This window comes from Gracilimonas amylolytica, assembly GCF_002911695.1.
GTDB lineage: Bacteria > Bacteroidota > Rhodothermia > Balneolales > Balneolaceae > Gracilimonas > Gracilimonas amylolytica.
This window is the reverse complement of record NZ_PQBS01000032.1, coordinates 17,904-44,710: the sequence shown is the minus strand read 5'-3', so window position 1 is coordinate 44,710 and position 26,807 is coordinate 17,904. Positions and strand designations below refer to the sequence as shown.

The 26,807-nt window shown below is 46.0% G+C and carries 19 protein-coding genes; 6 read left to right on the top strand and 13 right to left on the bottom strand.

Annotation, left to right across the window (positions count from 1 at the left end):
• Nucleotides 1–5 precede the first annotated feature (5 nt).
• Nucleotides 6–2,207, bottom strand: a complete 2,202-nt coding sequence (glgB, locus tag C3B73_RS07240; protein ID WP_103664932.1) for a 1,4-alpha-glucan branching protein GlgB — start codon at nt 2,205–2,207, stop codon at nt 6–8.
• Nucleotides 2,208–2,310: 103 nt separating this feature from the next.
• Between glgB and C3B73_RS07235 the strand changes: the two genes are divergently transcribed.
• Nucleotides 2,311–3,537 carry an FtsX-like permease family protein gene (locus C3B73_RS07235; RefSeq protein WP_232803069.1) on the top strand — a complete coding sequence of 409 codons (1,227 nt, stop codon included), beginning with the start codon at nt 2,311–2,313 and terminating at the stop codon, nt 3,535–3,537.
• A gap of 24 nt (nt 3,538–3,561) precedes the next feature.
• On the opposite strand, the gene C3B73_RS07230 is transcribed toward C3B73_RS07235, so the two are convergent.
• Complete coding sequence (locus C3B73_RS07230; protein ID WP_103664930.1) at nt 3,562–5,253, bottom strand: Mur ligase family protein; 1,692 nt, start codon at nt 5,251–5,253, stop codon at nt 3,562–3,564.
• Between the two features lie 142 nt (nt 5,254–5,395).
• Here C3B73_RS07230 and C3B73_RS07225 point away from each other — a divergent pair, with 142 nt between their 5' ends.
• The gene (locus tag C3B73_RS07225) at nt 5,396–6,400 is read left to right on the top strand and encodes a sugar phosphate nucleotidyltransferase (protein ID WP_232803067.1); all 1,005 of its coding nucleotides are present in this window, start codon (nt 5,396–5,398) and stop codon (nt 6,398–6,400) included.
• A gap of 65 nt (nt 6,401–6,465) precedes the next feature.
• Here C3B73_RS07225 and C3B73_RS07220 read toward each other — a convergent pair whose 3' ends face one another.
• The 5 genes from C3B73_RS07220 to dinB form a co-directional block, all read right to left on the bottom strand.
• Nucleotides 6,466–8,145 (bottom strand): formate--tetrahydrofolate ligase, encoded by a 1,680-nt coding sequence (locus C3B73_RS07220; protein ID WP_103664929.1) that lies wholly within the window; start codon nt 8,143–8,145, stop codon nt 6,466–6,468.
• Nucleotides 8,146–8,254: 109 nt separating this feature from the next.
• Nucleotides 8,255–8,851 carry a Holliday junction branch migration protein RuvA gene (gene ruvA, locus C3B73_RS07215; RefSeq protein ID WP_103664928.1) on the bottom strand — a complete coding sequence of 199 codons (597 nt, stop codon included), beginning with the start codon at nt 8,849–8,851 and terminating at the stop codon, nt 8,255–8,257.
• 142 nt (nt 8,852–8,993) lie between these two features.
• Nucleotides 8,994–9,569: a crossover junction endodeoxyribonuclease RuvC gene (ruvC, locus tag C3B73_RS07210; protein ID WP_103664927.1), complete on the bottom strand. Its 576-nt coding sequence runs from the start codon at nt 9,567–9,569 to the stop codon at nt 8,994–8,996.
• 3 nt (nt 9,570–9,572) lie between these two features.
• Complete coding sequence (locus tag C3B73_RS07205) at nt 9,573–10,409, bottom strand: enoyl-ACP reductase FabI (protein WP_103664926.1); 837 nt, start codon at nt 10,407–10,409, stop codon at nt 9,573–9,575.
• Between the two features lie 152 nt (nt 10,410–10,561).
• Nucleotides 10,562–11,611: a DNA polymerase IV gene (dinB, locus tag C3B73_RS07200; RefSeq protein ID WP_232803065.1), complete on the bottom strand. Its 1,050-nt coding sequence runs from the start codon at nt 11,609–11,611 to the stop codon at nt 10,562–10,564.
• 136 nt (nt 11,612–11,747) lie between these two features.
• Here dinB and C3B73_RS07195 point away from each other — a divergent pair, with 136 nt between their 5' ends.
• Nucleotides 11,748–12,557 (top strand): zinc metalloprotease, encoded by an 810-nt coding sequence (locus C3B73_RS07195; RefSeq protein WP_103664924.1) that lies wholly within the window; start codon nt 11,748–11,750, stop codon nt 12,555–12,557.
• Between the two features lie 43 nt (nt 12,558–12,600).
• On the opposite strand, the gene C3B73_RS07190 is transcribed toward C3B73_RS07195, so the two are convergent.
• From C3B73_RS07190 to C3B73_RS07165, 6 genes are all read right to left on the bottom strand, one after another.
• Nucleotides 12,601–14,112, bottom strand: a complete 1,512-nt coding sequence (locus C3B73_RS07190) for a SulP family inorganic anion transporter (protein ID WP_408609850.1) — start codon at nt 14,110–14,112, stop codon at nt 12,601–12,603.
• A 363-nt stretch (nt 14,113–14,475) separates the two neighbouring features.
• Nucleotides 14,476–16,083 (bottom strand): peptide chain release factor 3, encoded by a 1,608-nt coding sequence (locus tag C3B73_RS07185; protein ID WP_103664923.1) that lies wholly within the window; start codon nt 16,081–16,083, stop codon nt 14,476–14,478.
• Between the two features lie 218 nt (nt 16,084–16,301).
• Complete coding sequence (locus C3B73_RS07180; protein WP_103664922.1) at nt 16,302–18,164, bottom strand: glycoside hydrolase family 13 protein; 1,863 nt, start codon at nt 18,162–18,164, stop codon at nt 16,302–16,304.
• A gap of 101 nt (nt 18,165–18,265) precedes the next feature.
• Nucleotides 18,266–19,549 carry an amidohydrolase gene (locus C3B73_RS07175; RefSeq protein ID WP_103664921.1) on the bottom strand — a complete coding sequence of 428 codons (1,284 nt, stop codon included), beginning with the start codon at nt 19,547–19,549 and terminating at the stop codon, nt 18,266–18,268.
• 128 nt (nt 19,550–19,677) lie between these two features.
• Nucleotides 19,678–20,325 (bottom strand): NAD(P)H-binding protein, encoded by a 648-nt coding sequence (locus C3B73_RS07170; protein ID WP_103664920.1) that lies wholly within the window; start codon nt 20,323–20,325, stop codon nt 19,678–19,680.
• A gap of 107 nt (nt 20,326–20,432) precedes the next feature.
• A complete protein-coding gene (locus tag C3B73_RS07165) occupies nt 20,433–21,647 on the bottom strand; it encodes a serine hydrolase domain-containing protein (RefSeq protein ID WP_103664919.1) in 1,215 nt (404 codons plus the stop codon).
• Between C3B73_RS07165 and C3B73_RS07160 the strand changes: the two genes are divergently transcribed.
• The 3 genes from C3B73_RS07160 (at nt 21,646) to carB (ending at nt 26,689) form a co-directional block, all read left to right on the top strand.
• Nucleotides 21,646–22,131, top strand: coding sequence for a hypothetical protein (locus C3B73_RS07160; RefSeq protein ID WP_232803060.1), 486 nt, complete (start codon nt 21,646–21,648; stop codon nt 22,129–22,131). The genes C3B73_RS07165 and C3B73_RS07160 overlap by 2 nt on opposite strands.
• 569 nt (nt 22,132–22,700) lie before the next feature.
• A complete protein-coding gene (carA, locus tag C3B73_RS07150; protein WP_103664917.1) occupies nt 22,701–23,804 on the top strand; it encodes a glutamine-hydrolyzing carbamoyl-phosphate synthase small subunit in 1,104 nt (367 codons plus the stop codon).
• Between the two features lie 56 nt (nt 23,805–23,860).
• Nucleotides 23,861–26,689, top strand: a complete 2,829-nt coding sequence (carB, locus tag C3B73_RS07145; RefSeq protein WP_103664916.1) for a carbamoyl-phosphate synthase large subunit — start codon at nt 23,861–23,863, stop codon at nt 26,687–26,689.
• Nucleotides 26,690–26,807: the final 118 nt, after the last annotated feature.

The following is a 26,807-nucleotide window of genomic DNA, read 5'->3' as shown; positions in this document are numbered from 1 at the left end:
AATATCTAACTCTTAGGTTTTAAAATTACACCTGCGAGAGGTGGTATTGTAATTGAAATGTTTGCTTTTTGTCCATGCCACTCTCCCCATTCACCATGAATGTTATTATCACCGGCGTTGCTGCCACCGTAATATTCTGAGTCACTGTTCATGAGCACTTCATATTCTCCGGCATGGGGTACGCCTACCTTATAACCGTAGTGCACTGTTGGGGTGAAATTCAGAATGATGACAAGAAAATCATCAGGGTCTTCTGCACGGCGTATAAATGAAATAATACTGTTGTCTGCATCACTCACGTCAACCCATTCAAATCCCCTCCAGTCAAAATCGAGTTCGTGAAGTGGCTTTTCTTCTGTATTTAATTTGTTAAGATCTTTAACCAGGAGTTGTAATCCCTTGTGCTTCTCCCATTCCAGCAGATGCCAATCGAGAGACCGGGACTCACTCCATTCAGACCACTGTCCAAATTCACACCCCATGAAAAGCAGGTTCTTGCCGGGATGGGCATACATATAGGTATAAAGCAGCCGCAGGTTAGCAAATTTCTGCCAATCATCACCAGGCATTTTAGACAGCATGGATTGCTTCATATGTACGACTTCATCATGCGAAAAAGGCAATGTGAAGTGTTCTGAAAAGGCATAGATCAGAGAAAAGGTCAGTTGATCCTGATGATATTTTCTGAAGATCGGATCCTTTTCAATGTAGGTCAGGGTGTCATTCATCCAACCCATATTCCATTTGAAATCGAAGCCAAGTCCACCGGTTTCAGTAGGGCGTGAAACCCCACCCCATGAAGTGGATTCCTCAGCAAAAGTGATCACGCCGGGGAAATGGTGGTGAACTGTATCGTTGAATTTCCTTAAAAAGTCGATGGCCTCAATATTTTCTCTGCCGCCGTATTTGTTAGGGACCCATTCCCCTTCGTTCTTGGAATAATCCAGGTAAAGCATAGAGGCTACAGCATCTACCCTCAGGCCGTCGATGTGAAATTTATCGCACCAATACACCGCGTTAGAAATGAGAAAGTTTTGAACCTCCGTGCGTCCATAATTAAAGATGCAGGTTCCCCAATCTTTATGCAATCCTTTACGGGGATCGTCATGCTCAAAAAGTCCGGTGCCGTCAAATCGGCGAAGTCCGTGGTCATCTTTGGCAAAGTGAGCAGGCACCCAATCTACGATCACACCAATGCCTTCCTGATGACATTTATCCACGAAATACATAAAGTCTTCTGGAGTGCCAAACCGGCTTGTTGGAGCAAAATATCCTGTGATCTGATATCCCCAGGATGGATCATACGGATGTTCGGCCACCGGCATCAGCTCAACATGGGTGTACCCAAGTTCTTTCAGGTAGGGAACCAGCTGATCGGCAGTTTCTCTGTAGTTTAGAAAACCGGGGTCTTCCCCAACCTTTCGTTTCCAAGAGCCAAGGTGCATTTCGTAAATCGAAATTGGTTGATCAAGCGCTTGCCTGTCCGGTCTTGACTCTATCCATTCATCGTCATTCCACTCGTAATTATCCACTTCCGAAACAATGGAGGCTGTACCCGGCCTGAGTTCTGAATAAAAGGCAAAGGGATCGGCTTTCTTGAGGGGAGGATCCTGAACGGGGCTTTTAATTTCAAATTTGTAGTAGTCGCCGGCTTGTACATGTGGGATAAAGATCTCCCAGATCCCCTGATCGTGGAATTTTCGCATGCGGTGCACACGTCCATCCCAGCTGTTGAATTCCCCTATCACACTTACGCGCGTTGCACTGGGGGCAGTAACAACAAAATGGGTTCCTTTCACCCCATCAATTTCACGAGGGTGAGCTCCCATAAATTCATAAGCCTGATTGTGATTTCCTTCTCCCCAAAGCTGAAGGTCAAAATCACTGATCAGAGAGTCGAACTGATAAGCATCGCTGATGGTAAAGGTCTTTCCGTTATGAGGCTGGACCTTAAGTTCATAATTGAACCGGTTCTTCCTTCTCGTGAACACCCGTTCAAACAGTCCCTCATCAGAGATTCGGTCAAGGTCGTAAGATTTTTTATCTATGAGAACAGTTACGGATTTGGCCTCGGGCCGGAATGTGCGAAGCACGAGTTTGGTTTTGCCTTCGATCTCAACTTCATGCAATCCTAAAACTGAGAATGGATCACCATGAGAGCCGTCTGATATGGTAGAAATAATTTCTTTTGTAAGTGTTGAACTCATCACCGTTATTAGGTTCGAAAGGGCATAAAAGATACTAAAAGTTTATCAAATGTATGAGCCCATTTAAAGTGCTTTCAATTGCTTGTTTCTATATTTTGCAGTTATGAAAAACTCCGGATTTATTGCAAGGCGGTATCTGTTCTCACGTAAACATATATCGCTGATCTCAACTCTCACATTTATCAGCATTACAGGTATAACCATCGGTACAGCTTTACTGATCGTCGTTTTGTCTGTTTTCAATGGTTTTTTTGATGTGATAAAAAACTTCCTTCTCTCTTACGATCCGGATGTGAGAATTGAGGCCTCTGGTACCGCTACCTTCGCACAAAACGAAAAGATGATGAATAAGATACGATCGATCCCGGAAGTGCAGATCATCTCGCCGTATGTAGAAGGAAAAGCCCTGCTTGCCATGGATGATGCACAAAACGAAGTAGTGGATGTGAAAGGAGTGGAACGGGATGTGTTTTTTCAGTTAGTGGATATTGAAAACAGCGTCACCACCGGGGTGTTTGATGTAACCGTGCGTGACAGAACCCCCGGGATCATCGTGCATGAGGAGCTGAAGAATCGGCTCCGTATCAATGTTGGAGATGACCTTGCATTGTTAAGCGCAGCCGGTATGAAAAATGCACTGACCCAGATCACAGTTCCTCAGACCTACCGCTTTGATCTGCGAGGAGCCTATTATCTTCAGCAAATAGCCGGCGGACCCAAAGTATTTGTGGATATAGAGGCGGCAAAACGCTTGTTCAAGGTAAGGAATGAGATAACCGGGTTGGACCTCAAACTCACGGATAATGAAATGGCTGAGGAGGTAAAATCTGAACTGACCCGGGCACTTGGGCCTGAATTCAAGATCTCCACCTGGTATGACCTTCAGAAGCCGTTGTATGATGTCATGTATCTCGAAAAGTGGGGCTCATTTGTAGTGCTCATACTGATCGTGATCGTAGCTGTGTTGAACATTATCGGATCACTGACCATGATCGTCATTCAAAAACAAAGGGATATTGGGATCCTGATGTCAATGGGGTATAGTAAGTCCGGGATCAAATCCATTTTCAGGAAACAGGGATTGTATATTGGGCTGATCGGCTGTGGTATAGGCGGTTCGCTGGGATTACTGATCAGTTGGCTGCAAATGAAATTTGGATTGGTAAAATTGTCGTCTGCATTTATCATCGACGCATACCCGGTTCAGATCAACCCTTTGGACGTTGTGCTTATTCTGGTGGTCAGTTTGATGCTGAGTATTCTGGCCAGCTGGTATCCGGCGCACCGGGCCTCACAAATTCAACCGGCCGATGCGGTGCGTTATGAGTAATTCGATGGGGTAACCATTGAAATGTTACGACTCATTGTAAACATCAGGGAGGTCGTTTTCGTAAAGGATCACATCGCCGGCCTGCGCTACTTTTTGGATCAGTTCGTTTGCCTCAAACAAGCTGTTGACCACTCTGACATTCAGGGAGGCTGAATCTTCTGTTCGGATACCTTCCTGAATAGGTTTGGCTCTTTGCTCTCCAACAAGGATCACCAGGTCCAGATTGGCCTGACCGATAGCCTGTCCAAATTTAAAGTTTTCATCTTCTTCGATATCACCTAATTCGACCATGCCCGGAGTAACGATAATGCGTTTACCACTGTTGAATTGACTTAAGATCTCGACGGCATTTTTGGCGCCTACAGGATTTGAGTTGAATGCATCATCTATGATCGTGAGCTCTCCATTCTGTTTCAATTCAAGCCGGTGCTCAACAGGTTCGATCTTGCGGGCTGCTATGGCCATGGTTTTCAATCGAAGACCAAAATGATGCCCCACACCGACGGCCAGTAATAAATTCTGAGCATTGTGTGCTCCAAGAAGTTTTGTCTGGAATGCTTCGGTTTCATCGTCAAGGGTCACATTAAAGGTCATTCCGGACGTATTGTATTGGATATCGTCAGCCCGGATCTCACCGTTCTTCAGTCCAACCATAATGCGTTTTATTTCGGATCGATCTGCACCCATTTTAGAAACCCGCGGATCATCGGCATTAAGAACTGCTACATCACCTGATCCCAGATTATCAACCAAAGTTCCCTTTTCCTGAGCAATGATATCCTGAGACCCGAAGGTTTCGAGGTGGGCAACACCAACATTTGTAACTACGGAAATATCAGGTTTTGCAATATCACAAAGTTCCTGAATGTTGCCTTCATAGCGGGCACCCATTTCGAGAATGAGGATCTGATGACTGGCCTGAAGGTCATTGTTTATTACTTTGCAGATTCCCATGGGGGTATTGTAGCTTCCCGGTGTAGAGCACACGCTGAAGCGCTCTTTAAGAAGATCGCGGATCATAAATTTGGTGCTCGTTTTACCGTAACTGCCCGTAATGGCTATGACTTTAAGGTCGGGCATGGAGGCGAGTTTTTTACGGGCCTGCTTTTTGAATCCATTCTGAATATAGGTTTCAACGGGGCGGGTGAATAATCCGGAAAACAGAATTAGAAAGGGAATAAATGCTATCCCGAAAGCCCATCCGGCAAATAAAATTGTGAGATCAAAATTCAGCACACCTGCAAAATAAGCCGGAACCACTTCTTCAGTAAAAGGCATAAAACCGGTAAAAGCCATATATGAAGAATAAAGGGGAAACAAGGAAGTTAGAATGGCAAAGGGAACAGACAACCGATAGACCCGGGGAGTAAATACGAGGGGCTTTTTAACCTTTTCTGAGGTGTAATTTTTTACTGACCCGAACCAGAAAAGTATGAGTACAAATACGATCAGGGTCAATGAAGTGTAGGTGAGGTATTCAAGCACCCAGTTTCCACCTATAACAAGAATGAACAAAAGGATCATTGACATGGAAAGAGAGGGAGGAAGTACCTTTTCTTCCCAGTGCTCTTTCATCCACTGCCAGAATTCGTTGTTTTTATAGCCAACCTGCTGGTAGGTATGCAAAAAGAATCGCATTCTGTAAATGGTGTACCGTAAAAAGATAAAGGAAATCAGTATAGCGCCGACATTAAGCGTCGTGTAGTACCAGTTCAATGTATGTGGGTTGATTTAGGATTAATAGCCGTGTAATGCTCTTACAAGTTATGAAATAAACCAATATTCGAAATCGGTTTATAAGCTTGCTATATTCACCGCGCATTCAAAGTAAATGTTTCAAAAAAACGAAGAGAAATATATGAAATTAATTATCCCAATGGCCGGACGGGGTACCAGAGTTCGTCCCCATTCACATACCGTACCAAAGCCTTTGCTTCCTGTAGCGGGAACCATGATCGTTGAGCGCATTGTGGAAACCTTTAACCGAACACTGGATCGCGATATCAATGAGATCGTTTATATACTGGGGCCTGATTTCGGAGAGGATATCAAGCAGCCACTGCGTGACATGAGCAAGCGCCATAATGCGAAAGCAATTTTTGAAGTTCAGGAAGAGGCCCTTGGGACTGCCCATGCCGTTGCCTGTGCAAAAGAACATCTGGATGGGGAAGTGATCATCGCGTTCGCCGACACCATTTTTGACAGTGACAAGGCATTCGACCTGGGTGATGCCGACAGCGTGATCTGGCTGAAAAAAGTGGAAGATCCATCTCGTTTTGGTGTGGCCACCCATGAAGGCGATACCATTACCGGGTTTGTAGAGAAGCCTAAAGAGTTTATTTCAGACCTGGCTATTATTGGGGTGTACTATTTCAAGGACGGCGGATATTTCAAGAAACAGATCGAATGGGTGATCGATAATGATATGAAAGGGCCTGGTGGGGAGTACTTCCTGACCGATGCCCTCGATAAGATGATCAAAGACGGAAAGATCTTTAAAACAGCCACAGTAGATGAATGGTTGGATTGCGGAACTCTGCCCGCATGGCTGGAAACGACCGGCATCATCACGGAAAAAGAATTTGATGGTGTGGATGAAGATAAATATCCCGGTTCAACGATCATACCTCCGGTATATATTGGTGAAGGCGTACAGATCAAGAACAGTACGATCGGGCCTAAAGTGAGTATTGAAAATGATACGGTGATCGAAGATTCCAAGATAGAGAATACCATTATCAGGGATCATTCAGAGATCAATGCCTCCGAGATCTCAGGCTCAACCGTTGGTGCATTTACCACCCTTAAGAATGTTAAGGGTAAGGTGGATGTGGGAGATCACAGTAACCTTGAGATCGACTAAGAGTTGATCCACATTGAAGCGTGAAATTAACAAAAGGCTCCGTGTAAAAACGGAGCCTTTTGTGTTTAAAACAATCCGGATATCACCCCATCGTCATCAACGGTCATGTTGATGGCTGCAGGTTCCTTAGGTAAACCGGGCATCAGCATCATATTTCCACAGATGATCACCAAAAAGCCGGCGCCCGCTGAAAGCTGAACATCCGTAACGGTGAGAGTGAAGTTTTTTGGGGCTCCCTTTAGAGCCGGGTTATCAGAAATGGAGGATTGGGTTTTGGCAATACAGATCGGGAGTTTACTATAGCCCAGTTTTTTAAAGGTTGCTAAGTTTTTTAGGGCTTTTTTCTCAAAGTAAACGCCATCAGCATTGTAGATCTCGCGTGCAACCGTTTCGATCTTCTGCTCAATGGGTTCCTGTGTATCGTATAAAGTGACTTTCTCAGGCTCCTTATTCATTTCGGCCTGCTTAACCACTTCGTTTGCGAGGTCAGTAACGCCCTCCCCGCCTTTTTCAAACCCGTTATGAGCTTCGCATGGAACCCCCATTTTAACACAGAAATCCTTGATCATCTGTATCTCTTCATCGGTATCACCCACAAATTTGTTGATACCAACCACAACAGGAGTTTTGAATTTTTTCATGTTGTTGACATGAGCTGCCAGGTTCTCTAATCCTTTTTGAAGTTCCTTGAGGTGCTTACCGCTTTCCTTCGCTTCTTCCACGGTGAGTCCGCCGTGATATTTTAGCGCCTTAACAGTGGCAACAAGAACCACAGCAGAGGGCCAGATATCCGAGGTTCTTGCAACGATATCAAAGAATTTTTCGGCCCCGAGGTCGGCACCAAAACCGGCTTCGGTCACAACATAATCAGCAAGTTTCAAGCCGATCTTGTTAGCGATGATACTGCTGGTACCGTGAGCAATATTAGCAAAAGGTCCGCCGTGGATCAGCGCAGGTACATGCTCGAGGGTTTGCACCAGGTTTGGCATTATGGCTTCGTTAAGTACTACCGCCATAGCCTCATGAGCCCCAAGGTCTTTAGCTTTTACGGCTTCTCCTGAACGATTGTAGCCAACCACGATATCTCCAAGACGACGTTTGAGGTCACTCCTTGAAGTTGCCAGGGCCAGAATGGCCATCACCTCAGAAGCAGCGGTGATCATAAAGGCCGATTCTCTTGGAATTCCGTTTACACGACCTCCCAAACCTACCACGATCTGCCGAAGTGCTCGGTCGTTCATATCCATGGCACGATTCCATAGCGGACTTGTGACATCGATATCCAGTTCATTGCCTTTAAAGATGTGATTGTCCAGCATGGCCGTTAACAGGTTGTGAGCCGTGCCGATAGCATGGATATCACCATTAAAATGAAGATTAATGCGCTCCATGGGTATGACCTGAGAGTACCCCCCTCCGGCAGCTCCCCCTTTAATCCCAAAAACCGGGCCCAATGAAGGTTCCCGAAGTGCAACCAACGGCTTCTTGCCTAATTTTTGGAGCCCCTGACTCAACCCGATGGAGGTAAGGGTCTTTCCCTCTCCGGCAGGGGTAGGGGTGATGGCCGTCACCAGTATCAGCTTTCCATTTGGTCGGTCTTTAAACTTCTCTAAAACATTGAGCCGGATCTTGCCGGTGTATTTTCCATAGAACTCAAAATTATCTTCATCCAGTTCAAGTTTGGCCATAAAATGGCGCATGTGTTTCATAGGAGCTTGTTGGGCAATCTTGATATTATCTATCATTGGAAGCGCTTTTTTGTTGGCGGAAAAATTTAAATGTATGTGAATATGTGGTACCGATGTGAAGGAAAGATAAATTCACACCAACAGTAGTAGTCTGCTAAAGGCGGGACTACTTATTTAAACTCGCCAAAGCTTTCTTGATGATCACCGAGGCATCTTCACTACCGGAGTTTTTCATAGCCTTCAACACCGCTTGTTCAGATTCTTTCTTCTTGAATCCAAGTGCTTCCAGGGCAGAGATAGCTTCGCCCATTACGCCGGATTCAGATGAAGTGGTAGGCGTAACGCCTGCTGATGCGGCATACTCTGCCAGCTTATCTTTTAACTCAACAATGATACGTTCCGCAGTCTTCTTACCAATGCCGGGTACTTTAGAAAGGGTGGATGCTTCAGCATTGGTGATCGCTCCAATCAGTTGGTCGGCAGGTAACCCGGATAGGATGGTCAGCCCCAATTTAGGCCCAACCCCCTTAACGGTGATCAGTTTTTCAAAAAGAGCCTTTTCATCCGTTGAAAAGAAACCGAACAAACGCTGGTCGCTGTCAGTGATATGGTGATAGATAAGAAGTTTCACCTCTGAACCGGCACTTTCCAGTTGCTCCTGAGTGATGGATGAGATCTCAACTTCATAGCCTACTCCGGATACGTCAAGGATCACAAGTCCTTCTCGTTTTTCTTCGATGTAACCTTTTAAAAATGCGATCATGTGTTATTCATTTCTATTGTAGCGGCGTATCGCATACGCCTTTGTTTGATTCAAACATCAGGGCGAATGCGATTCGCCCCTACGGTATCTATCTCATTCCGTAGCTCTGCTGGGGAATGTCTTATGAAGGCTTTTGCCTCATCTACATCCCCTTCACCCGATCCGGATTGTCAGCTACAAAACTAGCCCAGTCGCCTTTGGCATTATTCTGATGTGTTTTCTTTTTGGTGGAGCCGGGGATTCCCTTGCCTTTCATCAAATGGCACCAGGCGACTGCAAGGGCATCAGTTGCGTCATTGGATAGCTTTTCATCGGGCAGTTTCACCATCTTGTTAAGCATGAAGGCCACCTGTTCCTTACTGGCGTTTCCGTTACCTGTAATGGATTTCTTCACCACTTTAGGAAAGTATTCAACCGCCGGAAGGCCATTATTGGTGATAGCCAGCATGGCGGCTGCCTGAGCTCTTCCAAGCTTGAGCATAGCCATGGGATCCACCCCATAAACGGGGGTTTCAACAGCACAAGCCGTAGGTTGATTGGATCTGATGATCCCTGAGATCTTATCAAAGATCACCTGTAATCGCTCGGCATGATCATCAATGTCGGCCATACGGATCACATCGCACCTTAAAGCGATCAGTTTTCCGTTTTCTTCCGTCAACAGGGCATACCCTGTATTTCGGGAACCGGGATCGATGCCGAGGATTATATCAGGCATATATTATTCGTCGTCTTTGTCAGCGTAGATCTTTGCGAGGTCGTTGATCATTTCTTCAGAGATACCCGAATTCACAAAACCACCATCGTGATACAGGTTCTGCATGGTCACTTTTCGTGTCAGATCAGAGAATAAGGTCACACAGTAATCGGCACATTCGTCAGCTGAGGGGTTGCCCATCGGAGCTATCATATCGGCAAAAGTGTACATGCCATCAAAGCCTTTGATACCGGTTCCGGCCGAGGTTTTTGTCGGTGCCTGAGAAACCGTATTAACTCGAATGCCACGCTTTGCTAAACGACTTCCATAATTTCGGGCAATACTCTCAAGCAGTGCCTTGGCATCATTCATGTCAGAATATTTTGAGAAGATGCGTTGTGCGCCAATGTAAGAAAGTGCGACAATACTTCCGCCATCGTTCAGTACATCCATTTTTTCAGCATGGTGCAGAACCCGGTGAAGCGAGATCGCTGAGATATCGAGGGTTTGCTGCAGCCAGTTATAATTCAGATCGGTGTACTCTTTTTTCTTGCGAACGTTCGGTGACATACCGATAGCGTGAAGAATGAAATCTACCCCGCCTAAGTGTTCCTTGGTTTGATTCATCAGATCTTCGATCTCATCATCTTTAGTTACATCACAGGGAATGATCGGAGCTCCGGTTTCTTCTCCCAATGCATCTAAAGCTCCCAGTCGTAATGCAACCGGTGCATTTGATAAAACGAAATCAGCTCCTTCACGTTTACAAGCCAGGGCAATTCTCCAGGCAATGCTGCGCTCATCCAAAGCACCAAAAATAATTCCTTTTTTTCCTTTTAATAATCCGTAACCGTCACTCATTTTTTGTCAATTTCTTATTGTTGAATGGTATCGGGGGAAATTCACGATAATCTTGATAAAATGATAGTCTGTATTCAGTGTGATGATGTTTTAGAACTACGGTGTTACAGTGGTTGATACTGACCACTGTAACACCGTAGTTCCATCACCTTTTAATATTTTAAAGAAAGCTCCAGTTGTTCCCAGACTTTCTTTTCATTCAGGTTTAGGTTTGAAAGTGTGATGCCAAGCAACCGAACCGGACGCTTCCCGACCTCTGTATCTTTTAAAAGACTACGTACCACATCATTGATCTCCTGATACCGGTTCGTATAATGAGAAATAGAGGTGCTACGGGTAATGGTTTCAAAATCTTTGTACCGAACCTTGAGGGTGATGGTCTTTCCTGCAGCGTTGATCTTTTTCATACCCTCTGCGATGGTTTGAGCCAGTTCATCCAGAAAATTATGGATCCACTCTATGCTGTCAATATCCTCCGAAAAGGTTCTCTCCTTGCCGAATGATTTTCGTATTCGATGGGGCTTAACCTCGCGATTATCGATCCCTCGTACGATCCGATAGTAGAATCGGCCTGACTTACCAAACGCCTTCACCAGGTCAATTTCGGTCCACTGCTTAAGGTCGGCACCGGTTTTAATGCCAATAGCATGCATTTTCTTTTGGGTGGCTTTCCCAACACCAAAAAACCGTTTGATATCGAGTTCTTCCAAAAAGGCTTCGGCTTTTTCCGGAGTAATGAGGGTGAGGCCGTTGGGTTTATGAATATCGGAAGCCACCTTTGCCAGAAACTTGTTATGAGCCACACCTGCTGAAGCGGTCAGTTTCGTTTCTTCAAAGATGCGCTCCTTGATCTGTTTGGCTATAAGGGTAGCCGAAGGAATGTTCTTGTGATTTTCAGTGACATCCAGAAAAGCTTCATCCAGCGAAAGTGGTTCCACCAGATCGGTGTACTCAAAAAAGATCTCCCTAATTTTCTTAGAGACTTCCCGGTAGGCATCAAAACGCGTTTTCACAAAAATAGCATGAGGACAAAGTCGAATAGCTTGTGAGGCCGGCATGGCTGAGTGGATCCCATATTTACGGGCCTCGTAACTGCAAGTGGCCACCACACCCCGGCCACTTGGCGAACCTCCCACCACTACCGGTTTACCTCGGAGAGAAGGATTATCTCTCTGCTCCACGGAAGCATAAAAAGCATCCATATCAACATGAATAATCTTTCTGATGGGAAAATTGTGGGTCATAACATAAATTACACATATACTTTAAGGTTTGAAAGTCGTTGAGTGAGTAATTTTGGAACATTTAAGATCTGCAGATCATTAAATTAGGTGAAATATGAACAAACCCACACTTATGAAAACCTTGTTACAATCTAAATACCTTGGAATAGTCGCACTCTTTGCCGTCCTGTTTATGGCCTATGGATGCGTAAATAATCCGCAAAGCAGTAATGGCGATGGCAACGGATTTGAATATGATCATCAAAAAAACCCCGGATTGTCTGCTAACGATCTTTTATCAGATGAATCCTTTTCTGAATTGATCGTTGAGATCGATTACATGCCGGGCTACGCTCCCAACACAAGAGCCCTCGACAGCCTAAAAGCTTTTCTTGAGCAGCGGTTGAATAAATCAACGGTTACCATACTTGAGCCAACCCAGATCCCATCCGGAGAGCAGAATTCGTACTCGGCCAATGATGTGCGAAATATTGAAAATGAACATCGGAATAATTTTTCAGAGGAAGGCGTACTTTCAACCTACATGGTGATCACGGATGGCTACTACTCTCAGCAAAACGTGTTGGGTATTGCCTACTTCAATACGTCTAACGCATTTTTTGGCCCGGCTTATGATGATGCCTCAACCGGATTTGGATCCCTGACCCGCTATCAGGTAGAGGCGATCTCCCTCAGACATGAATTTGGTCATCTTTTTGGATTAGTGAACGTGCCAAATTCCGGTACGGATATGCAAACGGATCATCAGGATGAGCAGAACGGAAGCCATTGTGACAACGAAAGCTGCCTGATGTACTATGCCATGCAGCGCTCAGATCTTATTGAGCAGCTTTTCAATGATGAATCCATTCCGGCCCTCGACGCAAATTGTATTGCGGATCTTCAGGCAAATGGTGGTAAGTAGAAAAATTAAAAAAGGCTCAATGCTGAGCCTTTTTTAATACGTTTTAGATCTTATCCAAAGCCAGTTTGTAGGTTGGGTCCTCCATAACGTTCACGTCAATGATGGCATCGGCGTTTTTGAGCAGGTGGCGGCAGTCTTTGCTCAAATGTTTTAGATGAACCGTTTTACCGACCTTACTGTAGCGTTCGGTGATCTTATTCAGCGCCTCAATAGCGGACATATCTACTACCCGGCTTTCCTCAAAATCTATGATGACTTCATCGGGATCATTCAATACATCAAATTTGGAGTTAAACACAGATACAGAACCGAAGAAAAGCGGTCCATAGATCTCATAGTGTTTGATGCCATCTTCGTCGATGTGTTTCCGGGTGCGGATGCGTTTGGCGTTATCCCAGGCAAAGACAAGGGCTGCAATGATGACCCCAATGAGTACGGCCAGTGCCAGGTTATGCAGAACCGCGGTAACCAGGGTGACCATGATCATCACAAAAATATCTGAAACGGGCATACGGTTGAAGGTCTTTAAACTGGCCCATTCAAAAGTTCCGATCGCTACCATGATCATCAAGCCGGTGAGAGCGGCCATGGGTAATAATTCTATCAAGCCTGAGCCGAACATGATGAAGACCAACAGCATAACAGCAGCTACAATACCGGAGATCCTTGTTCGTGCCCCTGATGATACGTTGATTAGGCTTTGCCCGATCATGGCGCAACCACCCATTCCGGAAAAGAATCCAGAGAAGATATTTGCAGCACCCTGTGCCATGGCTTCCTGATTTCCATTTCCACGGGTTTCGGTGATCTCATCAATGATATTGAGCGTTAGCAGGCTTTCGATCAGGCCAACTCCGGCCATGATCACAGAGTATGGGAGAATGACCATAAAGGCTTCCCAGGTAAATGGAATCTGTGGAATATGAAATGGGGGGAATCCTCCCTGAATAGAAGCAATATCTCCCACGGTCTTTGTTTCGATCCCAAAGACAACCACAATGGCAAAAATGGTCAAAATGGCGACAAGTGATGCCGGGATCTTTTTACTGAATTTAGGCAGGGCCCAAATGATCGCCATGGTTAAAAGTACGAGCCCAAGCAAGATATACAATGATTGTCCGGACATCCATTCTCCGGATGGAGACTTGAATTGATCCAGTTGAGACATGAAGATGATTACCGCTAATCCGTTCACAAAACCGAAGATCACGGGGTGAGGAACAAGGCGCATGAGTTTACCAAGCTTCAGCATTCCGGCTGCAACCTGAATCAATCCGGCTAAAACGACGGCTGCAAAGATATATTCAGGCCCATGAGAAACAGCTAAAGCTACCAATACGACGGCTACGGCCCCTGTAGCTCCTGAGATCATACCCGGACGCCCACCGATGATGGATGTTACAAGTCCTACCATGAAGGCGGCATACAAACCGGTTAAAGGAGAAAGCCCGGCGATCATCGCAAAGGCCACGGCTTCCGGGATCAAAGCAAGGGAAACCGTAACACCGGCTAAAATTTCAATTATATAGTCGATCTTATCATTGAGACCAAACAGGTCTAAATATTATTTCATGTAGATGTAGTCGTGGTAATGTTGTGAATTTATTGTTGAATCAGATCCTGTTATAGATGAGCCTTAGGGGAAAAGAAAATGGTCAGGATCTTTCGTGTTTTTATACCCACAAAAATTACGGAACTATACTGCGTGTTTGTACCCGGTGTGGAATTTTATGCGTTATAAAATCATAAAGTTATTTGCTGCCTAGGTAATTTTAAATGGATGCGGTTTTCCGAAGAGATAGTCGAGAAGTCGGAGTAAACTTTGATCAGAAATGGCATAAAAAAACCACTCATTTCATTTTCAAATGAGTGGTTTAGTGAATTTTTTTGAGCCGTTTTTCAGGATCCTGTGCGAGAATCAGCCCTGTTTGAATTTGAAGAGGTTTTCTTTTCCAACCTTTTCCTCACCCTGACTTAAGGCATATTGTGAGTCAAACAGAACAATTGGATTTTCTTCCATGTCTTTGGTGACGTGGGTGGAGTAGCTTGCTTCCAGTTTTTCGATCACGTCATCACGATCATTGGGGAGCCAACGGGCGCAGTAGTAAGAAACCGGTGTCTTGATCAGTTCAACTCCATACTCTGCAAGCATGCGGTGCTCCACCACTTCAAACTGAAGCACTCCTACGGTTCCCAATAAAAGTTCGTTACCAACTCCGTTTGGCACCTCAAAAACATGAACCACCCCTTCCTCGGAAAGCTGTTTCAAACCTTCCCGCAGCTGCTTTCGTTTGAAAGGATCTTTGGTTGCCACTTTTTGAAAATGTTCGGGGGTGAACAATGGTATCACATCAAATTTAACCTCGTTCTTCTCGTAAATGGTGCTTCCAATACGGAATGAACCGGGATTGAAGATCGATACGATATCTCCGGGATAAGCTTCTTCCATGAGCTGACGATCATCGCCCATCAGGGTATGTGGGGTCGACATCTTCACTTTTTTGTCAATACCTGCAATGGTAACCTGTTGGCCCCGTTCAAATTTTCCGGAAGCCACACGAATAAAGGCGGCACAGTCCCGGTGATCAGGATTCATATTAGCCTGCATCTTAAATATAAAGCCGGAGAAACCGTCATTCAGGTCACGTGCCACACCGTCCGGTGTTTTGTATTGTTGGGGATGAGGTGCCAGCTGGTGGAAGTAGTTTAGAAATACATCCAGGCCAAAGTTGTGTAAGGCTGAACCAAAGAAAACGGGTGTCACTTTACCGGTGGCATAAGCAGTGCGATCCATGTTCTCATACATATCATCGATCAGCATAACTTCCTCTTCGAAAGCAGCTTTTTCAGTATCAGACATAGTGGACCTTTCAAGCGCATCTTCCAGATCGAGCACTTCCGTTACGGCTTTTTTGGCCCCGTGATCGGTTTTCTCATACATGTGAACTTTCTTTTCGATCACATCGTAGATGCCCTGAAACTTTTGCCCATAGCCCATTGGCCAGCTGGCCGGAACAGCTTCAATACCAAGTTTATTCTCTACATTACTCAAAACTTCCAAGGGCTCCATACCGGGGCGGTCACACTTATTTACAAAAGTGATAACCGGAACTTCACGAAGCTTACAAACCTCAAATAACTTTTCGGTCTGCTCCTCAACTCCCTTGGCAACGTCAATCACCATGAGGCCGCTATCGGCAGCTACCAGGGTTCGGAGGGTGTCTTCAGAAAAATCTTTGTGACCCGGGGTATCCAGGAGATTGTACTTGATGCCGTCTTTCTCAAAACGGAGAACGGAGGAGGTTACCGAGATCCCACGCTCCTGCTCGATCGACATCCAGTCGGAGGCGGCATGACGACTCGCTTTACGGGCCCGGATCGATCCGGCCTCGTGAAGGGCCCCACCATACAGTAATAGCTTTTCAGTGAGGGTAGTCTTACCCGCATCCGGGTGCGATATAATGGCGAAGGTCCGTCGTTTTTTCGCCTCTTTAGTAATGTCAGTTTCGGCAGTGGCCGTGCTCATAGTGTCTCGTTCAGCTTGATTGAAGCCTTAAAGATACGGCCTTTTGGTTGAAGTTTGTAGTGGAGAGTGAGGAGTACTAAAGAGATGACGTGAGTTGATTCAACATCAGTTTGGCCTCGTGCCTGACGCATTGCGTCGGCACATAATGTGATGGTCTCGAAAAGAGCAAAATGTATTCCGTAGGGGCAATTCATGAATTGTCCCTACGGAATGGTGTCTTATTCCAGCTCCCAGATCAGGGCAGTGTTTCCTTCAATCCCGATATCTTCTGAAAGATTGATCTCATTACCAGACATCACATTGAGACCAAGCTCAAATTCATCCAGTATCTCAGCGAAACGATCTCTGTCTAACGAAACAGCGTTCTCATTGGCATTCATGGCTACCATGATAGTTTGTTCATCATGGACCCGGAAGTAAACATAGGTGTTGTTTTCAGGGATAAAATGCACCAGTTCGCCTTCATGGGTTGCAATGGCATCCTTTCGCCATTGGGTCAACTTAGTGATGTAATCGTGGATCTCATTTTCTTTGTCGGTGCGACCTTCTTCGGTAAATACATTACGATCATCATCGGGCCAGCCACCGGGCATGGTTTGGCGCCAGGCCTCGTCATCACCCCCACGGTTTTCGTGAGCCATCATCAACTCAGTTCCATAATAGACCTGAGGTATTCCGCGAGTGGTCATCAGAAAAGCATAGGCCATTTTGAAGTGATCCTCATCTTTACCGATATGTTCGAAATACCGGCTCATGTCGTGATTATCCAGAAAGATCACATTCCCCATTGGATCCGAATAAAGAAAATCCTGTGACAGCATGTAGTACAATTTACTCAGTCCGGTTTCCCAGCCAAAGTCTTCATTAAAAGCTTCTCTGATGGCAAATGCGAACTGAAAATCCGTCAGGCTTGGAAGATGTGACTGATATCCGTCATCAACGCCTTCTTGATCAAACTGCCAGAAAGCTTCGGCCGGTACATTTTCAACCCAGGCTTCCCCAACGATATTAAAGTTGGGATAGGCAGCGAGGACTTCTTTGGCCCAACGAGCCATGTAATCTTTGTCAGGATAGACATAGGTATCCATGCGAATACCGTCGATCCCCGAGTATTCGATCCACCACAAAGTATTTTGAATGAGGTAATCAGCTAACAGATCATTGTCTTGATTTAAGTCAGGCATTTCAGGGACGAACCAGCCATCCGTAAGTTTGGTGGAGTCGTAATTGGAAGCATAGGGATCAGAAGCCACAACTCCTCTATGATTGGTTTGCCCAACTTCCTGGTAATCAAAAACCCAATCATTAGTTGGCAGATCCTTCATCCACCAGTGTTTATCTCCAATATGATTGTGGATCATATCCATGATCACTTTCATACCTCTATCCTGAACTTTCGACACCAGTTCTTTATACAGTTCATTGGTTCCGTAGCGGCGGTCAACTTTATATAGATCAGTGGCCGCATATCCATGATATGCACCATACTCAGGACTCATATCATTTTCGAACATGGGAGTAAACCAGATGGCGGTCATGCCCAGGTTTTGAATGTAATCAAGATTATCGATCACCCCTTGAATGTCGCCACCTTGCCGGCGTTGCGGATCGGACCGATCGGCTGATTCGAGCATGCCCTCGATGGAATCATTGGATAGATCGCCATTGGCAAAACGGTCGGGCATCATCAGGTAGATCACATCAGAGGGATCAAATCCCTGATTTCGGCCCTCCGTTGATTCCCGGGTTTTTAGCTCATAATCAAATACAATTTCCTTGTTGTGATGGGTGAGCACGATCTCCATTTTCCCGGCCTGGGCTTCATCCGAAATATCAAAATAAATGAATAAATAGTTGGGCGAATCGACGGCATACTGCTTAGTGATCTTTACACCAGGGTAGTCGGTTGACGCCCGATAGAGCCCGAGGTCGTCTCCATAAAGCTGCAGCTGTAACTCTGTCACCGGCATTTCAGTCCACCAAAAGGGTGGATCAATGACCTGAATTTGATCCGGTAACTGAGCTTTTAGAGTGGTTGTTAAAAGAAAAAGTGTAAAAGTAAGAGAGAGTAATTTCTTCATAAGTGAGTTTAGTTTTATTCATTGAATGAATGATAAAGATCACTGAGGACTTTTTCTCATGTAAATGCTTACATAGCCCATAACATATAGAAGCAATAAGGCTATTTCACTTTGTTCATGTAATCGATCACCAGGTTACTCATAGCCCGGACACCCAGCTTCATGGCACTTTCATCCACGTAAAAATCGGGAGTGTGGTGGCCGCCGGATTCCACATCAGGCGACTTTCCACCCAGGAAGAAATACAGGCCGGGAACCTCTTTCTGAAAGAAAGAGAAATCCTCTGCTCCGGTAACTGCATCCATGATCCGGGCATTTCCGTCAGTCACTTCTTCCAAGGTTGGAGCCATCATGGTAGTTAATTCCGGGTCGTTATAGGTAATCGGATATCCGTCATAGATAGTTAGCTCTGCAGTAGCTCCGTTACTTTTAGCCGTGTTTTGGACGATAGTTTCCAGTCGTTTAAAGATGAGTTGACGCATGTCTTCATCCAGCGCCCGAATGGTTCCTTCCATACTTACAGATTCCGGAATGATATTATGGCGAACGCCACCTTCAATTTTACCAAAGGTTACCACAGCCGCTTGTTTAGTCAAAGGCATGCTGCGGCTCACAATCGTCTGTGCATTGTTGATGATCTGTGCTGCGGTCACGATCGGATCAATACCCGCCCATGGTGCAGATCCGTGGGCCTGTTTTCCCTTAATTTCCACACTGAAACTGTTAACACTTGCCATGATGCCTTCCGACCGGTAACCAATGGTGCCAACCGGGGTACTATCCCAGATATGAAGGCCAAAAATGGCATCCACATCAGGATTTTCAAGCACTCCTTCTTCCACCATCAATTTCGCCCCTCCCTCTTCACCAACGGGGGCTCCTTCTTCAGCGGGTTGAAAGATGAATTTGACTGTTCCTTTGATCTCATCTTTCATATCTATTAAGATCTTAGCCACACCCATTAAGATGGCAATATGGGTGTCGTGGCCACAGGCATGCATCACCCCAACTTCTTTCCCCTGATACATTCCGGTGGCTATGGATTTAAAAGGGAGGTCATTGCGTTCTGTGACAGGCAGACCATCAATATCGGCACGTAAACCGATCACGGGGCCCGGTTTGCCTCCCTCCAAAATTGCAACAACACCGGTGTGGGCCACCTCGGTTTCTACTTCCAACCCCAGCTCATTCAGATACTCTGCGATATAAGCAGCTGTTTCAAATTCACGGTTAGAGAGCTCCGGATTTTCATGAAAATGCCGCCGCCATTCTATGACCTGTTCCTCAATGTCATTCGCTTTTTGGTCAATGATCTGTTTAAGGTTTTGGGCATTGGCAGATATTGAAATAAATGAAATTAAGAATAGCAGAAAGGTTTTTTTCATAGCAGGAGAGTAAAATTGCAGTTTAGGGATAGTAACTAATCAGCCTGCAAATTGAAAATAGGCTTTCCACAGGCAGTAGAGACGCGATGCATAGCGTCTCTACTGCCTGTGGAAATGACATAGGTCTGCTATAAATGAAAGATCTCATCCAGTTCAAAGATGTGGTATCCCGGTGGACATTTATGCATCGAATTGATCATTCCCTGAGCCACTGTTTTTCCGGGGATAGGACGGTATTTCTTTAAGCCGGGCAGTTTGGTTAAAAAGGACATAAAAAATAGACCAACAGATTCTCCCGGTCTGCTTTCATTACGAACGCCGACCAAAATGGACGGCCTCATGATCGTGATAACATCCAAAGGCAGGGCTTTAACATCGTCATCCAGTTCACCTTTGAGGCGGGAATAGAATACCCTTGATCGGTGATTAGCACCGGCTGATGAAACCAGGGAATATTTTTTCACACCGTTTTCTGCAGCGGCCTTTGCAACCTCATATTGGTAGGTGTAGTCAATGGTGTATTGCCTCTCCTCACTTCCGGCCTTCTTAATCGTGGTGCCCAGAGCAGAGTACAATTCATCACCTGTGATCAGGTCTTTCCATTCATGGATCTTGTCGAAATCGATTATATGCTCTTCCAGTTTAGGGTGGTTAATACCGGTACTTCGTCTGTGAAAGACTTTGACCTTTTGATAGTGCTCATCTTCCAGAAGCAGATTCAATCCTTCAGATCCGACCAATCCTGTAGCACCTATAACGATCGCTGTTTTATTCATGGGTAATTTGGTGATATGATGTAGGATTTCGGAACTATTAACTCAACCGGATAACATAATTATATTGAATTCCTGTCCGACTATGTTTGAAAAGGGATTTTACTAGATCACTCCATAGCCTCCAAAACTCGTTTAACCACCCCATCCATAGCATCACTTTCGATCCAGCGGGCCACTATAACAAGTTCATTTGCCTGATCTACGTACACCATATTAACTCCGGAGCCAAGATGGAAGAATGCTGAAGTTGGGGCACTTGGCAACCGGTCTTTATTGACATTCAAAAACCAGTTCATAAAACCGTAATTGGTGTTGGCTTCGGTGGGGGTTTGAGCCATTTTATTCCATTCCTCAGAAATGATCTGCTGGTCTTTCCATTTTCCATTTCTTAGAGTCAGTAGCCCAAATCGAGCCTGGTCGCGGGCACTGATGAACATGCCGCCACCCCAGTGACCCCCACCGCTCACGGCCTGCATTTGTTGACCATCTATGATCACCCATGAATTCTCATACCCCATCCATCTCCAGGTAGGGGACGCTCCGATCTTATCCATTACTTCTTCACGAAGTACTTTGGGAAGCGGCTCGCGTAATACATTCATAGCAGCCAAAGCCAGAACATTCACTCTTACATCATTGTATTCAAATTCGGTACCCGGTTCGTGCCGTACGCGGGTCATCCATTCGGAGCGATCTCCGGATGGTCGGTCGGCCCAGTCCGGCTTACCCCATAATGTGCCCTCCCAATCAGAAGTCTGCCGAAGCAGGTGATTCCAGGTGATCTTGGAGTTATGTTCTCCCTTGAAGGGCTCAAAAACTTTAGGCTCTTTATAAGTATCTGCTTTGTTTTGATTGTTATCCCATTCCATAAGGTAGATGGGAGCCATATATGGATCCACTTTATCATTCACATCCCGGATCAGCCCGCGATCATAGGCAACCCCAATGGTAGTTGTAAGGAAACTTTTGGTCACACTGTGCGTCATGTCCACACGAAACGGCTCCCCCCATTCGGCTACGATGTATCCATCTTTGATGATAATGCCCGTTTGAGGTCCCCTGTCCTTGAATGGGCCTATACCATCCCCAAAGGGTTCACGACCAAAGGTGCCATAATGATTCTCCTCCATACTGCGGGGATTACTTGTCTCATTTGCCTGAGCGTACTCAATGGCTTCCTGAATTTTATCGGCGTTAAGGCCGATTTCTTCAGGTGAACGTTTCTCCCAATTTCCCCAGGTGCCGGGATAGTAGACTTCCTGGGCTAGTACGGAGATAGGCAGAATAAAAAGGAGTAGAAGGGGTAAATGGCGAAATTTCATGACACAAAGTGTGGGTTTAATTTGGCTGAATTTCATTCCAAAAAGACAGAATTCCAAAATTGATCTGATACAGTTACAGCTTTTAAAAATTATTGGTACACTTCAGGCCTTAACTCAAATTAATGTTGAAAGAATGCTTCTTGCTGCTGCTATCTTAATTAGTGCTTTTTTATTGAACCTGTTCTTACCCTGGTGGAGTATTGCCATTCCCGGGTTGATCTTTGGATATGTTTTCAATAAAAAAGCGTTGGTATCTTTTGGCTTGGGGTTTTTAGCCCTGTTCCTGCTTTGGGGCGGGCAAGCGCTCTACATTCACCTTGCCAACGATGCCATACTTTCCACCCGCATTGCAGAGATGCTTTCGGTTGGCTCCCCGATCATAGTGGTTTTGGTCACAGGCATTCTGGGTGGATTGGTCAGTGGGTTGGCTGCTTTAACGGGTTCTTTGGTGAAGGAGACGCCGAGTTCCAGGAAGTTTAGCTGAGGGTTTAAATCGCGGATTAGAGGATTTTACGGAATAGTTAGAAAATCCGCGTTCATCTATAAATACCCATAATCCGTGATTCAAAACCCAATACTAAAAGTGAAACTCCGGGACAGGTTCGTAAATACTTCAATCAAAAATTGAATCCAATATTCCCGCTCCTTATCTTAGGCAAACTTCAAAAAAGCTCGTACCAAAATTAACGATTTAGCAATCCATAGCTTTGAAGCACTGACAACGCACGCCCAAAAAAGGAGGTCGTGCAATTGATGGCATTATTATTTGCCCATATCATTTTTCAAATCCGACGCGGTTTCCGTAGTCGGATTTTTTTTGAGCTAAAAATTCCATTCCTGCCTGATTACGACGCTCTGTTTCGTAATCAACCCGCTCCAACGCAGAGCGTATGGAGCGAGATGCTGAATTACACCTTAAGGACTGGGTATGACGCTCAGCGTCTTTACCGTCTTGGCGCTCAACCTATCCAGCCAAAACCTGACGCAAGCGGCTCGCTTGTGACAAGATTTATCCAACAACCAATTTCACCAAACCAGAACTATATCTAACCCATGTCATTAAACGAAAGAAAAAAAGCCATACTTGCACTTAGCGACGGAACCGTGGTTCACGGGAAAGCCGTTGGCCATAAAGGTATCACCGGTGGTGAACTGTGTTTTAACACCAGCATGACCGGCTATCAGGAGATCTTCACCGACCCAAGTTATTACGGTCAGCTAATGATGATGACCTATCCGCACATAGGCAACTACGGAACCCAGCCACGCGATGATGAAGCCCGAAAAGTGATGGTGGCAGGTATTATCTGCCGGGCCTTCTCTCATGAGTATAGTAACACCATGGCGGACCGAAGCCTTCAGGAATATCTCGAGGATAATGAGATCACGGGAATTTCAGGAGTTGATACCCGGAAGCTCGTACGCCATGTTCGCGAAAAAGGAGTCATGAACGCGGTGATCTCCAGCACAGAAATGGATGAGGATAAGCTTGTTCAAATGGCCAAAGATTGGGACGACATGGAAGGTCTTGAACTGGCTACCAAAGTCACCCGGTCCGAAGCGCAGACCGTGAATGGCGAAGATGAATTCAGAGTTGCCGCCTTCGATTATGGCATCAAGCAGAACATCATTAATAATTTGAATAAACGCGGTTGTACACTGCGGATCTTTCCGGCTAAAACTTCGGTGGATGAGATCAAAGAATGGGAAGCGGACGGATATTTTTTCAGCAACGGTCCGGGCGACCCCACCGCAACAGCTGAGTATGCTCTCGAAGCTGTGAATTACGCCAAGGAAACCGGAAAGCCGATGTTTGGCATCTGCCTCGGCCACCAGTTAATGGCTCTAAGCGAAGGCCTCAAAACTACCAAGATGTTTGTAGGACACCGCGGAGCCAATCAACCTGTGAAAAACCTTGAGACAGGACTGGTTGAAATATCAACCCAGAATCATGGGTTTGCAGTCGATGAAGATTCTCTCGATGAGAAGATTGCTGAAGTCACCCACATTAACCTGAACGACAATACCATTGAAGGATTGAAGTTCAAGAACTTTCCCGGGTTTTCGGTTCAATATCACCCGGAGGCATCCCCCGGTCCGCATGATTCAGCGTACCTGTTCGATCAGTTTATCGACATGATGAAAGAGCAGAAGTAAGCAACCAACCTAACACCGAATTACCAATAACGAATTAACAAATAACGAAACTCAAAATGCCCAGACGCGACGACATTCATAAAATTTTGATCATTGGTTCAGGACCTATTGTAATTGGTCAGGCTTGCGAATTTGATTATTCCGGCTCTCAGGCCTGCCGCTCTCTTCAGGAAGAGGGTTATGAAATTGTACTTATCAACTCGAATCCGGCGACGATCATGACGGATCCGATCATGGCCGATGCCGTGTACATGCTGCCGATGACCACCGACTCCATCCGTGAAATTGTAGCCAAGGAAAAACCCGATGCCGTACTCCCAACCATGGGTGGGCAAACAGGACTGAACCTTTGCCGTGATCTTGAAAAAGAGAATTTCTGGAAAGAGAACGACATTCAGATCATTGGGGTAGATATTGATGCGGTTGAGCTGACCGAAGACAGACAGCTGTTCCGTGATAAGATGGAAGAGATCGGGATCGAGCAGTGTAAAAGTAGAACGGCTCAATCGCTGCTGGATGCAAAGGAGATCAAGGAAGAGCTTGGCGGTTTACCGATCGTGATCCGACCATCATTCACCATGGGTGGTGCCGGTGGAGGTATCGTATGGAATGAGGATGAGTTTGAGCGAAAAGTACTGCGCGGACTGGAAATGAGTCCGGTGCATCAGGTACTGATCGAGGAATCTATTTTTGGGTGGAAGGAATATGAACTGGAGTTACTGCGCGATGCCAACGACAACGTGATCATCATCTGCTCCATCGAGAACATGGATCCGATGGGTGTTCACACCGGAGATTCGGTGACCGTGGCACCAACTCAAACATTAAGTGACAAACAACTGCAACACATGCGGGACGCAGCCATCAAGATGATGCGCTCTATCGGAACTTTCGCGGGCGGCTGTAACGTGCAGTTTGCTATGGAACCCGGAAGTGACCGATTGGTCGCCATCGAGATCAACCCAAGAGTGAGCCGCTCATCAGCCCTTGCCTCCAAAGCCACAGGATACCCGATCGCGAAAGTAGCGACGAAGCTGGCCGTGGGCTACACATTGGATGAGCTTAAGAATCAGATCACCGGAACCACATCCGCTTGTTTTGAACCGAGTATCGATTACGTGGTCTGCAAAATACCACGCTTCAACTTCGATAAATTCCCGGGCGTGGATGAAGAGCTTTCAACCCAGATGAAAGCAGTTGGAGAAGTGATGTCCATTGGGCGAAATTTCCCGGAAGCTCTGAACAAAGCGTGGCAATCACTGGAAGTGGGACGTGATGGATTAGGTGCTGACGGCTACGAGGAATTTGATCGAAAAACGGTCCGTGAACGCTTGCTGAAGCCCTACTGGGATCGCTCGATGCAGATCCGTAATGCTTTCAAAATGGGGGCTTCGGTTGAAGAAATTGCCGATATCACCAAAGTAGATCCGTGGTTCCTGCAGCAGATCCGGTATATGGTCTCGCTGGAAAATAGAACCGAAGGGCAAAGCCTGAAAGAGATCACCAAGGACGATTTCTTTGAGCTGAAACAAGCCGGTTTCTCTGACTCGCAGATCGCTTACTTGCTAAGCAAAAGCGGTGAGAAAGTGGATGACAAGAAAGTCCGTGACCGCCGAAAAGAATTGGGCCTCACCCCTTCCTTTAAAATGGTAGATACCTGTGCGGCCGAATTCCCGGCGCAGACCCCGTACTACTATTCTGCTTATGAAGGTGAAAACGAAAGTGAAGTCACCGATAAGAAAAAAGTGCTGATCCTGGGAAGTGGCCCGAACCGCATTGGTCAGGGTATAGAATTTGATTACTCCTGCACGCACGCGGTGTTGGCCGCCAAGGAAATGGGTTATGAAGCTATCATGGTGAACTGTAATCCTGAGACCGTGTCCACCGACTTCGATTTCGCCGACAAGCTCTACTTTGAGCCGGTGTATTGGGAGCGTGTGCTGGATATCATCGACCATGAAAAACCGGAAGGAGTGATCTTGCAGGTGGGTGGTCAAACAGCCCTCAAGCTTGGAAAACGTTTTGTGGAAGAAGGCATTAAGATCTTTGGAACCGATTTCGCCATGATCGACTTTGCTGAAGACCGCGGAGAGTTCTCGAAATTCCTGAAGAAGCTGGATATCCCCTTCCCTGAATATGGTACGGCCCATGAAGTGGAAGAAGCGGTTAAGATCGCTGACCGGATCGGTTATCCGGTACTGATTCGACCAAGTTATGTACTCGGCGGGCAAGGCATGCGGATCGCGGTGAAAGAAGAAGAGCTGCGGAAATATGTAGCCAATATTCTGAAAACGCATCCCGAGAATGCTTTCCTGATCGACAAATACCTGGAGCACGCTATTGAGGTGGATGTGGATTCCGTGTTCGATGGCGATCAGCTTCATATTGCGGGCATCATGCAGCATATCGAGCCGGCCGGGGTTCACTCAGGGGATTCCACGGCAGTTCTGCCTCCCTATTCACTAAGCGATGAGATCATAAAAACCATCGAAGAATATCAGGAGAAGATTGCTGAAAACATGGAGATCCTCGGGTTCCTGAATGTGCAGTATGCCGTCAAGGATGACAAGGTGTATGTGCTGGAAGCAAATCCTCGAACCACGCGAACCATCCCCTTCCTGGCCAAAGCCACACAGCGACCGGAAGCTGCCATTGGTGTGAAAGTGATGCTTGGGGCAAAACTGACCGAGTTTGACCTGACCTCGAAGCTGGAGAACTGGGCCATCAAAGAGCCGGTGTTCCCATTCGATAAATTCCCGGAAGTGAAGAAAGAACTGGGGCCGGAGATGAAGTCCACAGGTGAAAGTATCTACTTCGCGAAGGACTTCAATGACGAGCACTTCAAGAAACCGTATGAGTTCAAGAGCTTGTATTTGTCTAAATAGAACGTATATCGGTAACATAAACAAAGCCCTCTACGGAGGGCTTTGTTATTTTTTCGGGTTATGGTAGGGTAAGGTTTGAGTTGAAATAGTTTGAGCTAAATGTTTGTTCCTTAGGGGT

Excerpts from the sequence above, each read along its gene's own strand:
- glgB (WP_103664932.1), bottom strand. The coding sequence starts at position 2,207 with ATGAGTTCAACACTTACAAAAGAAATTATTTCTACCATATCAGACGGC.
- C3B73_RS07235 (WP_232803069.1), top strand. The coding sequence starts at position 2,311 with ATGAAAAACTCCGGATTTATTGCAAGGCGGTATCTGTTCTCACGTAAA.
- C3B73_RS07225 (WP_232803067.1), top strand. The coding sequence starts at position 5,396 with ATGAAATTAATTATCCCAATGGCCGGACGGGGTACCAGAGTTCGTCCC.
- C3B73_RS07220 (WP_103664929.1), bottom strand. The coding sequence starts at position 8,145 with ATGATAGATAATATCAAGATTGCCCAACAAGCTCCTATGAAACACATG.
- ruvA (WP_103664928.1), bottom strand. The coding sequence starts at position 8,851 with ATGATCGCATTTTTAAAAGGTTACATCGAAGAAAAACGAGAAGGACTT.
- ruvC (WP_103664927.1), bottom strand. The coding sequence starts at position 9,569 with ATGCCTGATATAATCCTCGGCATCGATCCCGGTTCCCGAAATACAGGG.
- C3B73_RS07205 (WP_103664926.1), bottom strand. The coding sequence starts at position 10,409 with ATGAGTGACGGTTACGGATTATTAAAAGGAAAAAAAGGAATTATTTTT.
- dinB (WP_232803065.1), bottom strand. The coding sequence starts at position 11,611 with ATGGATGCTTTTTATGCTTCCGTGGAGCAGAGAGATAATCCTTCTCTC.
- C3B73_RS07195 (WP_103664924.1), top strand. The coding sequence starts at position 11,748 with ATGAACAAACCCACACTTATGAAAACCTTGTTACAATCTAAATACCTT.
- C3B73_RS07185 (WP_103664923.1), bottom strand. The coding sequence starts at position 16,083 with ATGAGCACGGCCACTGCCGAAACTGACATTACTAAAGAGGCGAAAAAA.
- C3B73_RS07180 (WP_103664922.1), bottom strand. The coding sequence starts at position 18,164 with ATGAAGAAATTACTCTCTCTTACTTTTACACTTTTTCTTTTAACAACC.
- C3B73_RS07175 (WP_103664921.1), bottom strand. The coding sequence starts at position 19,549 with ATGAAAAAAACCTTTCTGCTATTCTTAATTTCATTTATTTCAATATCT.
- C3B73_RS07170 (WP_103664920.1), bottom strand. The coding sequence starts at position 20,325 with ATGAATAAAACAGCGATCGTTATAGGTGCTACAGGATTGGTCGGATCT.
- C3B73_RS07160 (WP_232803060.1), top strand. The coding sequence starts at position 21,646 with ATGACACAAAGTGTGGGTTTAATTTGGCTGAATTTCATTCCAAAAAGA.
- C3B73_RS07165 (WP_103664919.1), bottom strand. The coding sequence starts at position 21,647 with ATGAAATTTCGCCATTTACCCCTTCTACTCCTTTTTATTCTGCCTATC.
- carA (WP_103664917.1), top strand. The coding sequence starts at position 22,701 with ATGTCATTAAACGAAAGAAAAAAAGCCATACTTGCACTTAGCGACGGA.
- carB (WP_103664916.1), top strand. The coding sequence starts at position 23,861 with ATGCCCAGACGCGACGACATTCATAAAATTTTGATCATTGGTTCAGGA.